Source organism: Erythrobacter sp. GH1-10, from assembly GCF_045363165.1.
In the GTDB taxonomy this organism is placed as follows: domain Bacteria; phylum Pseudomonadota; class Alphaproteobacteria; order Sphingomonadales; family Sphingomonadaceae; genus Erythrobacter.
Map to the genome: position 1 here is coordinate 1,143,816 of NZ_JBJFLP010000001.1, position 11,881 is coordinate 1,155,696.

The 11,881-nt window shown below is 62.7% G+C and carries 9 protein-coding genes; 5 read left to right on the forward strand and 4 right to left on the reverse strand.

The annotated features are described in order from the left end of the window. The first annotated feature begins 17 nt into the window (after positions 1-17). On the forward strand, positions 18-737 hold the full coding sequence (locus ACI5KX_RS05670) for a site-2 protease family protein (RefSeq protein WP_406809706.1): 720 nt from the start codon (positions 18-20) through the stop codon (positions 735-737). Here ACI5KX_RS05670 and galK read toward each other — a convergent pair. From galK to ACI5KX_RS05690, 4 genes are read right to left on the reverse strand one after another with little or no spacing between them, the layout of a single operon-like run. Then, positions 734-1,774, reverse strand: a complete 1,041-nt coding sequence (gene galK / locus ACI5KX_RS05675; protein ID WP_406809707.1) for a galactokinase — start codon at positions 1,772-1,774, stop codon at positions 734-736. The two genes, ACI5KX_RS05670 and galK, sit on opposite strands and share 4 nt — an antisense overlap. Next, complete coding sequence (locus ACI5KX_RS05680) at positions 1,767-2,837, reverse strand: galactose-1-phosphate uridylyltransferase (protein WP_406809708.1); 1,071 nt, start codon at positions 2,835-2,837, stop codon at positions 1,767-1,769. The genes galK and ACI5KX_RS05680 overlap by 8 nt, the downstream gene beginning before the upstream one ends. Continuing rightward, positions 2,834-4,324 carry a glycerol-3-phosphate dehydrogenase gene (gene glpD, locus ACI5KX_RS05685; protein WP_406809709.1) on the reverse strand — a complete coding sequence of 497 codons (1,491 nt, stop codon included), beginning with the start codon at positions 4,322-4,324 and terminating at the stop codon, positions 2,834-2,836. Before glpD ends, ACI5KX_RS05680 begins: the two co-directional genes overlap by 4 nt. Beyond that, positions 4,321-6,453: an alpha-galactosidase gene (locus ACI5KX_RS05690; RefSeq protein WP_406809710.1), complete on the reverse strand. Its 2,133-nt coding sequence runs from the start codon at positions 6,451-6,453 to the stop codon at positions 4,321-4,323. Before ACI5KX_RS05690 ends, glpD begins: the two co-directional genes overlap by 4 nt. Before the next feature lie 62 nt (positions 6,454-6,515). On the opposite strand from ACI5KX_RS05690, the gene ACI5KX_RS05695 reads away from it, so the two are divergent. The 4 genes from ACI5KX_RS05695 (at position 6,516) to pnp (ending at position 11,869) form a co-directional block, all read left to right on the forward strand. Continuing rightward, a complete protein-coding gene (locus ACI5KX_RS05695; protein ID WP_406809711.1) occupies positions 6,516-8,009 on the forward strand; it encodes an SLC5 family protein in 1,494 nt (497 codons plus the stop codon). Then, positions 8,006-8,929 carry a tRNA pseudouridine(55) synthase TruB gene (truB, locus tag ACI5KX_RS05700; RefSeq protein ID WP_406809712.1) on the forward strand — a complete coding sequence of 308 codons (924 nt, stop codon included), beginning with the start codon at positions 8,006-8,008 and terminating at the stop codon, positions 8,927-8,929. The genes ACI5KX_RS05695 and truB overlap by 4 nt, the downstream gene beginning before the upstream one ends. Before the next feature lie 12 nt (positions 8,930-8,941). Beyond that, the gene (rpsO, locus tag ACI5KX_RS05705) at positions 8,942-9,211 is read left to right on the forward strand and encodes a 30S ribosomal protein S15 (protein WP_406809713.1); all 270 of its coding nucleotides are present in this window, start codon (positions 8,942-8,944) and stop codon (positions 9,209-9,211) included. A gap of 381 nt (positions 9,212-9,592) precedes the next feature. After that, a complete protein-coding gene (gene pnp / locus ACI5KX_RS05710) occupies positions 9,593-11,869 on the forward strand; it encodes a polyribonucleotide nucleotidyltransferase (RefSeq protein ID WP_406809714.1) in 2,277 nt (758 codons plus the stop codon). Positions 11,870-11,881: the final 12 nt, after the last annotated feature.

Genomic DNA, 11,881 nt, shown 5'->3' on the forward strand with positions numbered 1-11,881 from the left:
GTGCCTATCTACAGCCGATGGTAGATACCCTCATCCTCGCGCTGGTGCTGATACCGTGCCTCGTCGTCGCCATCGTGTTTCACGAGGTCGCCCACGGATACGCGGCGAAACGGCTTGGCGATCCGACCGCGAGCAATCTCGGGCGGCTCACGCTGAACCCGATTCCGCATGTCGATCCCGTCGGCACGCTGCTCGTGCCGGGGGTGCTCGCACTGCTCGGCGGGCCGGTGTTCGGCTGGGCCAAGCCGGTGCCGGTCAACAAGCGGCGGCTCGACAATCCGCGCTACGGAATGATGGCGGTCGCGGCGGCGGGTCCGGCAAGCAATTTCGTGATCGCCTTCGTCGCGGCGATCCTGTTCGGTCTCTTCGCTCCCGACGGAGCGACTTTCGGCAGCACGGCGAGTTCTGCGATGCTGATCGAGGATGCGGCGGGCGATTTCCGGCCGCTGACCACGATGCTGTTCTACATGATCCTGCTCAACGTGTTCCTCGGCATGTTCAACCTGCTGCCGATCCCGCCGTTCGACGGGTCGCATATCGTCGGCGGTCTCTTGCCTCGCAGCATGCAGGCGGGGTGGGAGAAGCTGCAGCAGATCGGCATGTTCCTGCTGATCGCGCTGATCGTGGCGAGCTGGGTGTTCGGCACAGGGTGGATCGCGCAGGTGGTGATGCCGCCGGTGATGTGGGCGGTCGAACAGTATCTGACGGTGGCGGAAGGGGTTGCGGGCCTGCTTTAACCACCCACCGCATCGATGAAGCGCGCTCGCGGATGGCGTGAAAGCAGCGCTTCGAGCCATTCTTCGCGCAGGTCCTTCTCGACACAGGCGACGATGCAACCGCCAAAGCCGCCACCTGTGAGCCTCGCGCCGACTGCCCCGAGTTCGACTGCGGAGGCCACCAGTGCGTCGATTTCGGGAAGCGACATTTCGAACAGGTCGCGCATCGAAGCGTGGCTTGCGTTCATCGCTTGACCGAACCTCTCAATGTGCCCGCCATCGAGCGCAGCGATGGCGGCGTGGACCCTTGCATTCTCGGTCAGGCAGTGAAGCGCGCGCTTCTTCGGTACCTCGTCGAGATCGCTGGCTTCCACCGTCGCAAGGTCGAGCAAGCACAAGTCCTCGGTCCCGAAATGGCGCTTGGCAGCGTCGCATTCCTCCTTGCGCGCGGCGTACCGCCCGTCGGTCAGTTTGCGGGTCAGGCCCGAATGCACCACCACCATTTCGTGGTTCGCGGGGAGCGGGACGACGCCATAGGCCATCGCCTTGGTGTCCAGCGCCATCGCGGTACCGGGCGTTGCGAGCGCGACCGCCATCTGGTCCATGATACCGCAGGGCACGCCCATGTAATTGTTCTCGACCCGCCGTGCGGCGATGGCGATCTCGATATCGCCGGGACCCTCCACCACCGCTTCGCGGGCAGCCTTGAGCACCGCTACGATCAGCGCCGCCGAGGAGGACAGGCCCGATCCTTCGGGAATGGTCGACACAATATCGATGGTCGCTCCCCCTTTGAGCAACCCCAGCGCATTCGCCTCGCGGATCGCGCCGACGCACGGGTCGGCCCAGTCGCCAACCGCATCGTCGGCCAGGTTGCGGATGGCAGGCGCATCGTAACCGTTGGAACTCACCGCGACCGTCGTATCGGCGCGAGGCATCAAGGTGGCCTCCAGCCCGACCGTCAGCGCTGCGGGCAGCACCATTCCGCCATTGTAATCGGTATGCTCGCCGATGAGGTTGACCCGTCCCGGTGCGCGGGCGGTGTAGAGCTCAGACATCGCGCAGAGCTCTTGCGGCGCTCTCGGGCATCACATCGACGGTGAAGGTGCCGCTGTGCTGCTCGACCGATGCAAGATACTTCACCCGACCCGGCGCGCGCAGCAACGGATAGAACTGCACGGTGAAGTGGAAGCCCGCCGAGCCGCCAGCAGGCGCGGCGTGGAACGCCATCATTGTCGCAGCAGGCTGCTCGAACAGCGCATCATAGCGCCTCGTGATCTCGCCGAGCCAGTCGGCCAGTGCTTCGAGCTCCTCGTCGGTGCAGTCCCACGGTCCCCGGCGAGCGACGCGCGGGGCGAGCCAGACTTCGTAGGGGAAGCGGGCGAAGCGCGGGACGAACGCGGCAATCCCGCCACTCTCGCCGATCCCGTATTCCGGCATGGCCGCCGCGATCTCGGCAGCGAGGTCGTACCCACCGGCAAAGGCTTCGATGGTGCGCTGCTGGACCGGGGGCACACGCTCGAAGCCGTATATCTGTCCGTGCGGGTGATGGAGCGTCACCCCGACCTCGTCACCGCGATTTTCGAACGGGAGCACGTACTTGCAACCCGCCCCGAACAACGCCTCGTAGCGGTCGATCAGCGCGGCGATCAGCACCTGCCGCCGGTCCGCGCCGAGCGTGTGCAGGCTGCCGCTGGCCTCTGGTCCGTAGACGACGACATCGCAGGCGCCGCGCGCGGGTTCTGTCGTAATCCCGGGCAGGTCGGCGGCCGTGTCGGCGCTAGGGTGAAAGGCGGCGAACTTGTTCTCGAAGATCGCGAGCTCGAAGTCTGCGAACGGGATTTCCGTCTCGGGACCGTCGGGCAGCGTCGGGGCAAGCGGGTCCTCTGCGCCGGACGGCTTGAAGGTACGCTTTTGCCGGTGCGCGGCGTAGACATTCCACTCGTCGCGCAGGGGATGGTGGCGGATTTCGCCTCCCTGTGCGATCGGGTCGGAGCTTTCAGCTTGGACGGGCAGCTCGTGCGGTTCGTGTCCGTAGAGGTACAGCATGCGTCCGTCGGCCTTGCGGTGATCGCGGCGATGCACAGGCTTGCCGCCGAGCGATCGGGCGAGGGCGGTCACTGCGCCATTTCCCTGGCGAACCAGTCTCGCACGAGTTCCTGGGCCTCTTCGTCGAGGTGCAACCGTAGCTTGCTGCGCCGCCACAGCACGTCTTCGGCGCTGCGGGCGAATTCGTGCTCGACGAGATATTCGAGTTCTCGAGCGTAGAGGTCGCCGCCCAAGTGCTGGCCGAGATCGTTGATCCCCTGCGCGTCACCCATCACCCGGTCGATCCGCGTGCCATAGGCGCGGAACAGCCTTCGGATGCTCTCGGGCGGGAACCAGTCATAGCGCGCCTGATATTCCGCGAGCTTCGCATCAAATTGCTCCGGAGCGAAATCGCCGCCGGGCAAGTCTTCTTTCGCCGTCCAAGCGTCCCCGGAAACACCCAGTTTCTCAAGCGCATGCGCGGCAAGCTTGCGATAGGTTGTAATCTTGCCGCCAAAGATCGAGAGCAGCGCGGGGGCGCCGCCGTCCGCGCCTTTGTCGAGTTCGAATACGTAATCGCGGGTTACGGTCGAATTGTCCGCCGACTTATCGTCGTAGAGCGGTCGGACCCCGGCATAGCTCGATACTGCACCTTCGGGCGCGATGTCGGTCTTGAGGTATTCGTTCGCCGCGTCGCAAAGATAGGCGGCTTCCTCTGCCGAGATCTCGATATCGTTTGGGTCGCCTTCGAACCCCTGGTCTGTCGTGCCGATCAGCGTGAAGTCACGCTCGTAGGGGATTGCGAAGATGATCCGGTCGTCGCGGTTCTGGAAGATGTAGCAGTGCTCGCCTTCGAACAGACGCGGGAAGATCAGGTGGCTGCCTTTCACCAGTCGCAGGTTTTCGTGGCGGGTCTCGGGGATCGCCCGGCCGAGCACAGAATCGACCCATGGTCCGGCAGCGTTGACAACCATGCGTGCGAAAACGGTGTGCTCCCCGCTCTCGTTGCGCAAGCTCGCAGTCCAACCATTCGTGCCACGCTTGAGCCCGGTACATTCGGTGCGTGTGCGGATGTCCGCGCCGCGTTCTTTGGCGTCGAGACAATTCAGAACCACAAGCCGCGAATCCTCGACCCAGCAGTCCGAATATTCGAAACCCGTCGTCAGCCGGTCTTCTAGGATTTCCGCATGCGGTGGCTGGCGAAGATCTACCGTGCGCGTCGGGGGAAGCAGTTTTCGCCCGCCGAGATTGTCGTACATGAGCAGGCCGAGCCGCAGCATCCACTTGGGCCGCAGGCCCGCATCATGCGGCAGCACGAAACGCAATGGCCAGATTATGTGCGGCGCGATGTTGAGCAGCCGCTCGCGCTCGATCAGGCTTTCGCGCACCAGCCGGAATTCGAGATGTTCGAGATAGCGCAGACCGCCATGGACGAGCTTTGTAGAAGCCGAGGAGGTGTGGCCTGCGAGGTCGTCTTTCTCGACGAGCAGCACCTTGAGGCCGCGCCCTGCCGCGTCGCGCGCGATGCCAGCGCCGTTGACGCCGCCGCCGACGATCAGGAGGTCGTAGTTCTCGCTCATTCAACGGCTTCTAGGTGATAGATCAGACAGGTGTCGGGCCAGGTAAGGGGCATTTGCAGGCCGTAGTGGATCAGCGCCGATCCCGCAAAGGGGCCTTGTTCGCCACCCATCGCATCGGGCCAGATGCATTCGAGCCGGTATCGCTTGTCCGGGTCGAGTCCGGCAAAGCGGATGCGCGGTGGCTGGGTGCCCGGATGCTGCTCGAGCACCGCGATCTGGAACAAGGCTTCGTCCTTATCGGGCGACACGGTGCCGATCCCGCCGATATGTGGCGGCGTTTCGAGCCGATGATAGTCGCCACCATGGATCAGACCGCGGTGCCGCTTGTGGAGCGCGATCGCCTTGGCGAGTACGGCCCGATCGGCCTCGCTTTCATCTGCGAGATCAAGCTCCATACCCATGTGACCGAACACAGCGGTTCCCGCGCGGAAAGCCATGTCGAAGCGCCTGCCCGTCGTGTGGCAGCGTTTGGGCCCGACGTGGTTGCCGAGCACCGGCAGGGGCAGGAAATGCGCCCCTCCGCGCATGATCGCGTGGCGATATCGCGCATCGTTGTTGTCGCTGGTCCAGACGCGGTCTGTGCGGGCGAGGATGCCGTAATCGGCGCGCGCGCCCCCGCTCGAACAGCTTTCGATGACGAGATCGGAATGCGCTGCGCGAATGCGGTCGATCAGGTCATAGAGCGCCCGGACCTGGTCATGGACGATCGCGCGCCCGTCCTGCCCGCCGGGGTGCTGGAGATCGCGATTCATGTCCCACTTGATGTAGGCGATGCCGAGTTCACGCACGAGCGCGTCGATCCGCTCGAACAGGTAATCGCAGACTTCGGGCCGAGTAAGGTCGAGCGGCAACTGGTTGCGCGAAGCGATGGGTTCGAGGCCCTCGACCCCGAGCACCCAATCGGGATGAGCGCGGTAGAGCTCGCTGTCGGGATTGACCATCTCGGGCTCGAACCACAGGCCGAATTCCATGCCGAGCGAGCGGACGTGGTCGGCGAGGGGTTTCAGGCCGTCCGGATACACGTCCTCGGCAACGAACCAGTCGCCGAGACCCGCGCGGTCGCTGCGGCGCGCCCCGAACCAGCCATCGTCGAGCACGAAGCGCTCGGCCCCCACGGCGGCAGCCCGTTCGGCGAGGGCGAACAGCTTTTCGGGCGAATGATCGAAATAGACCGCTTCCCACGTGTTGTAATGCACAGGTCGCGGCGCATCGGGTTGGGGCAGCCGCGTGCGGACGAAGCGATGCAGGCGGCGCGTGATGTCCCCGTAGCCTTGGCTCGACCAGCAGGCGTGGAGCATCGGGGTTGTGTAGGTTTCTCCCGGAGCGAGCTTGATTTCGCCTGGCAGGAGCAGCTCGCCCGCCTGGATCGAGGACGTATTGTCGGCCAGCCGGTCGACCCTCAGCCTGTGATTGCCGCTCCAGCCCAGGTGCAATGCGCAGGCCAACCCTTGTGCATCGCCGGTCGTCGGTGTCCCGAGGTACAGCCCGGGATAGCTGTCATGACTGGTTCTTCCGGCGCGGTTCTCGCGGAGGAACGAGCCGCGAACCAGATCGTGCATTTCCGTCTGGAATTCGCTTGCCCAGCGGCCGGTGAAGCTGGTCACTCGCGTCAGGCTCTCGTCTAGCGGCAAGCAGGCAGCCGCGCACCATTCGAGCCATAGCGAGACGTCGCCCTCGTTCCGAATTTTCGACGCGAAGGAGGCGACACCACTCTCCGGACCGAGTGTGATCGTGTGATCGGCGCAAATCCGGCTGGCTTCATCCCGAGTGACGATGGTGCAGGAATGCTCCTCCGAACGCACAATCGAAACTATGCGCGGATCGAGCGACCAATGCTGGCCGCCTGCATGCGCCAGCAGTCCGGGAGGAGAGGGGTGCCCTGTCCCGATCGCATTGAGCAATGAGAGCGCAATCGGTTCGGTCGGCCCTCCCGGAGCGTGCTGGCGCTTCGAGAGCAGGTCCAGTTCCACCGGGTCGACCGCGCCCAAATCCGGGCCCGCATAGACGATCTGCGCTCGCTCGCCTTCGCACAGATCGAGCACCAGCAAGGTTCCTCCGCCTGTCAGGCAAACATGTCGGGGAGAGGCGGGCTCGCTCTTCGTCATCGCCATCGCCATGCGTGAGTCCATCGGCTAGGACAACCCAAATCCGCCGCCGGATGCGGGACAAATCGGGAAGGATTTCAAGCGCAATGGTGCAGGTCGGCGTATTCTTCGCACTGATGGTGCTGCTTGCCGCGATGACGTGGCGCAAAGTCGCCGCTGCAAAGGCGGCCAGCCACGCTTCGGCCGACCGTGAGATTTTCCTGGCAGGGGGAGGGCTCAGCTGGTTTTTCGTCGCCGGCGCGATCACGCTGACCAATCTTTCGACCGACCAGCTTGTCGGAATGAACGGCAACCAGATGCTGCTGCTCGCATGGTGGGAACTTGCGGGGTTCGTCGGCCTGCTGCTGCTCGCCTTCGTGTTTGTGCCGATCTACTACCGCAACAATTGCACCACGATCACCCAATTGCTCGAGCAGCGTTATGACGGGGCGAGCATCCGCACGGTGATCTCCGCCCTCTTCCTGATGGGCAACTTCCTGATTTACCTCCCGGCCGTGATCTATTCCGGCGCGCTGTTCATGCAGACGCTGTTCGGGGTGGAGGCGCCGCTGGTGGTGGTCGCCGCGATCTTCGCGATTGTGGGTGCGGCCTACGCGATCCTCGGCGGCCTGCGGGCGGTGGCGGTGCTAGATACCTACGCCGGCGTCGGCATACTTGCGCTGGCGCTCGTCGTGGTGGTGCTGGCGATGCAGGCGGTCGGCTGGGACATTGCCGCGGGCGTGCCCGAGGATCGGCTGAGCATGATCGGATCGCTCGACAGCCCGATCCCGTTTCACACGCTCTTCACCGGCATGCTGTTCATCCAGATCTTTTACTGGTCGACCAACCAGAACATCACGCAAAAGGCGCTCGCCGCGCCAAACGTGAAAGAGGCGCAGAAAGGCGTGATCGCCGCTGCGGTCATTCGCGTGCTGATTGTTCCACCAATCGTCGTCATCCCCGGCATCGTCGCTTTCCAGCTGTTCGGCGATGTCGACGACCGGGCCTATGCGATGGTTGTCGGCGAGGTGCTGCCCGAATGGACCAGCGGCATGTTCGCTGCGATGATCGCGGCGGCGGTGCTGACGACCTATTCGGCGGTGATGAACGCGACGATCACGCTTTATTCGGTCGACTTCCATCGGCGGTTCTTCAATCCGGATGTCGATGTGAAACGGCTCAACCTGACGGTCGGAGTGATCGCGACAGCACTCTCAGTGGTGCTTGTGCCGCTTTATGCGGGCGCGGAGAGCATAATCAACCTGTTGCAGGAGCTGAACGGGCTGCTGTCGATGCCGATTCTCTCGGCCTTCATCGCTGCTCTCTTGTTCCGTAACATGGATGCGCGTGCGGCTGTGGCGGGCCTCGTCTGGGGCTTCGCGCTCTACGCCTTCCACACATTCTACCTCTACGTGCCCGAGAACTTCGGCGGCGTGACATGGTACGCGACAATTGGCCTGCCGTGGGTGCATTACATCGACGTGATGGTGTTCGTCCTGTTCAGCTCGGTGCTGGTGGCGCTGTTCACCAATCTTGCTGTGTTCGGCAACCGCGCGCAGCTTGTATTCCTCGGCGGCGATCCCCAGCCTGACGGAGCATGAGCGACACAAAACCCGCACCCCACGGATGGATCATCCTCGACAAGCCGCGCGGGCTCGGCTCGACGCAGGCGGTCGGTGCGGTAAAACGTAACCTTCGTGAAGGCGGCTATGCAAAGACCAAGGTCGGGCACGGCGGCACGCTCGATCCGCTGGCCGAGGGCGTACTGCCGATCGCACTGGGCGAGGCGACCAAGCTCGCCGGGCGGATGCTCGATGCGAGCAAGATCTACCATTTTACCATCCGCTTTGGAGAAGAGACCGAAACGCTCGATACCGAAGGCGAGGTGATCGACCGCAGCGATGTCCGACCATCCCTGCCCGAGATCGAGGCTGTCCTGCCGCAATTCACAGGAGCGATCGAACAGGTTCCCCCCGTCTATTCGGCGCTGAAGGTCGACGGGAAACGCGCCTACGACCGGGCAAGGGCGGGGGAGGAGGTCGAGCTCAAGAAGCGCGCCGTTACGATCCACGGCTTGAGCATCGCCGACATTCCTGACAGGCGCGACGAAATCACACTGACCGCCCATGTCTCAAAGGGCACCTACATCCGCTCGCTCGCCCGCGATATCGCCCGTGCCCTTGGAACTTGCGGTCATGTTACCTATCTACGTCGGACAAAGGCCGGCCCGTTCCTTCAGGAACAGGCGATTTCTCTGGACAAACTCAACGAAATCGGTAAGGGCGCGCCACTATCTGACCTACTCCTGCCGTTGGAGGCAGGGCTGGACGACATCCCGGCCCTTTCCCTCTCTCAGACAGACGCGCAGGCGGTCCGCCAGGGCCGGGTCCTGTCTGAACTGCCCCAACCATCCGGGCTCTATTGTGCGATGCTGGACAGCGTCCCGGTCGCGCTGATGGAAATTCAGGATGGGACGGCGAAGGTCGTCAGGGGTTTTAACCTTCCCGATGTCGCTGAGTAAGAGAGAAAATATATGTCGGTTACCGCCGAGCGTAAGCAAGAGATCATCAAGGATAATGCCCAGGCCAAAGGCGACACGGGCAGCCCTGAAGTCCAGGTCGCGATCCTCACCGAGCGCATCAAAAACCTGACCGAGCACTTCAAGTCCAACCACAAGGACAACCACTCGCGCCGCGGCCTTCTGATGATGGTCAACAAGCGTCGCAACCTGCTCGCATACCTCAAAAAGAAGGATGTCGAGCGCTACAACGCCCTGATCCAGAAGCTGGGTCTGCGTAAATAAGAGCTTTGCGAAGGGCGGCTCAAACGGGCCGCCTTTTTCGCATTCAGGAAGAGTTATACCATGAAAAAGCGTTACGTTTTTGCGCTTTTGATCGTGACAAACCTTCTTACTTTCGTCGCTACCGTCGCGACTTACAGCCCTGATATCTGCCGTATGGACGGAAATCCGTTTGATTGCGATGATTACTACCAGTTGACTGAGAGCGACAGTCCCTCCGGTTAAAAGTACCGGATTGAGGGTAAAAAATAGGGGCGAAGACTGCAATTCGGCGGTCTAGCCTCGGGGCATCGGAACTAAGCCCCGCACCGGACCGGGACGGCATACCCGGAAATTGTAGGCCCCGCGCAGCAATGAGGCTCCGCGGGTTCAAAAGGAAAATCAATGTTCGACACGAAAACCGTATCGCTGGAGTGGGGCGGAAAGACCCTCACTCTGGAAACCGGCCGCATTGCCCGTCAGGCTGACGGCGCGGTCCTCGCCACTTATGGCGAAACTGTTGTTCTTTGCGCGGTCACCGCTGCGAAGAGCGTCAAGGAAGGGCAGGATTTCTTCCCGCTCACCGTCCACTATCAGGAAAAATTCTCCGCAGCCGGCCGTATCCCGGGCGGCTTCTTCAAGCGCGAAGGCCGCGCGACCGAGAAGGAAACGCTCACCAGCCGTCTGATCGACCGCCCGGTTCGCCCGCTTTTCCCGGAAGGTTTTTACAACGAAATCAACGTCATCGCGCAGGTCTTGTCGTATGACGGCGAGACCGAGCCCGATATCGTCGCGATGATCGCAGCCAGCGCTGCGCTGACGCTTTCAGGCGTTCCCTTCATGGGCCCGATCGGCGCGGCCCGCGTCGGTTATGTCGATGGCGAATACGTTCTTAACCCCAGCGTCCAGAACATCTTCGAAGAAGGTCGCCTCGACCTCGTCGTTGCCGCCACGCAAGACGCGGTGATGATGGTCGAATCCGAAGCGAAGGAACTGTCCGAGGAAGAAATGCTTGGCGCAGTCATGTTCGCGCATGACGAGTGCAAGAAGGTTGTCGGCGCGATCATCGATCTTGCCGAGCAGGCTGCCAAGGATCCGTGGGACCTCGATCCGGTCGAAGACAAATCGGCCAAGATGGACAAGCTTCGCGCCGCCATCGGTTCGGACCTCGAAGCCGCTTACAAGATCACCGATAAGTCGGCACGCCAGGATGCCGTCAACGCCGCCCGTGAAAAGGCACGCGAAGCGTTCGCCGACCTCGCGGAGAGCGACCCGGCCGAATATCTCGGCACGCTCAAGCTGGTGAAAAAGCTCGAGAGCGAGATCGTTCGCGGCTCGATCATCAAGGACGGCACCCGCATCGATGGTCGCAAGCTCGATCAGGTTCGCCCGATCGAGGCGATGGTCGGTTTGCTTCCGCGCACGCATGGCTCGGCGCTGTTCACCCGCGGTGAAACGCAGGCGATCTGCACCACCACCCTCGGCACGAAAGACGCCGAGCAGATGATCGACGGGCTTGAGGGTCTCTCGTACAACAACTTCATGCTGCACTATAACTTCCCGCCCTATTCGGTCGGCGAAGTGGGCCGTTTCGGGTTTACCGGTCGGCGTGAAATCGGCCACGGCAAGCTTGCCTGGCGCGCCCTCCATCCGGTCATGCCGGATGCCGAGGAGTTCCCGTACACGATCCGTGTTCTCTCGGACATCACCGAGTCCAACGGTTCCTCGTCGATGGCTACCGTCTGTGGCGGCGCGCTGTCGATGATGGATGCAGGCGTTCCGCTGAAGCGTCCGGTTTCGGGTATCGCCATGGGCCTCATCCTCGAAGGCGACGACTTTGCCGTCCTGTCGGACATCCTGGGTGACGAAGATCACCTCGGCGACATGGACTTCAAGGTGGCCGGTTCGGAAGAAGGCATCACCAGCCTCCAGATGGACATCAAGGTTGCCGGCATCACCAAGGAAATCATGGAAAAGGCGCTCGAGCAGGCGAAGGCCGGACGTGCGCACATCCTGGGTGAAATGGCCAAGGCTCTCACCGGCGCCCGCACCGAGGTTTCGAAGCACGCTCCGCGTATCGAAACGATGCAGATCGACAAGTCGAAGATCCGCGACGTCATCGGCACGGGCGGCAAGGTGATCCGCGAGATCGTTGCCGAAACCGGTGCGAAGGTCGACATCGACGATGAAGGTGTGATCAAGATCTCGTCGAGCAACGCCGACGAGATCGAAGCGGCCCGCAAGTGGATCGAAGGCATCGTCGAGGAAGCCGAAGTCGGCAAGATCTACACCGGCAAGGTCGTCAATATCGTCGACTTCGGTGCGTTCGTGAACTTCATGGGCGGCAAGGACGGTCTCGTCCATGTCTCCGAAATGAAGAACGAGCGGGTCGAGAAGCCGACCGATGTCGTCTCCGAAGGCCAGGAAGTGAAGGTCAAGGTCCTCGAAATCGACAATCGCGGAAAGGTCCGCCTGTCGATGCGCGTGGTCGACCAGGAAACCGGCGAAGAGCTCGAAGACACCCGCCCGCCGCGCGAACCGCGTGGCGACAAGGGCGGCGGTCGTGGCGGACGCGGCGGAGATCGTCGCGGCGGTCGTGGTCGCGGCCCCAAGGGTGGCGGCAATCGCGACGGCGGTGGCAACGATGGCCCCGCAGCGATGCCGGACTTTCTGAAGGACTAAGTCTTTCGCATT

Excerpts from the sequence above, each read along its gene's own strand:
- truB (WP_406809712.1), top strand. The coding sequence starts at position 8,006 with ATGAGCGACACAAAACCCGCACCCCACGGATGGATCATCCTCGACAAG.
- ACI5KX_RS05695 (WP_406809711.1), top strand. The coding sequence starts at position 6,516 with ATGGTGCAGGTCGGCGTATTCTTCGCACTGATGGTGCTGCTTGCCGCG.
- rpsO (WP_406809713.1), top strand. The coding sequence starts at position 8,942 with ATGTCGGTTACCGCCGAGCGTAAGCAAGAGATCATCAAGGATAATGCC.
- ACI5KX_RS05690 (WP_406809710.1), bottom strand. The coding sequence starts at position 6,453 with ATGGACTCACGCATGGCGATGGCGATGACGAAGAGCGAGCCCGCCTCT.
- ACI5KX_RS05670 (WP_406809706.1), top strand. The coding sequence starts at position 18 with ATGGTAGATACCCTCATCCTCGCGCTGGTGCTGATACCGTGCCTCGTC.
- galK (WP_406809707.1), bottom strand. The coding sequence starts at position 1,774 with ATGTCTGAGCTCTACACCGCCCGCGCACCGGGACGGGTCAACCTCATC.
- glpD (WP_406809709.1), bottom strand. The coding sequence starts at position 4,324 with ATGAGCGAGAACTACGACCTCCTGATCGTCGGCGGCGGCGTCAACGGC.
- pnp (WP_406809714.1), top strand. The coding sequence starts at position 9,593 with ATGTTCGACACGAAAACCGTATCGCTGGAGTGGGGCGGAAAGACCCTC.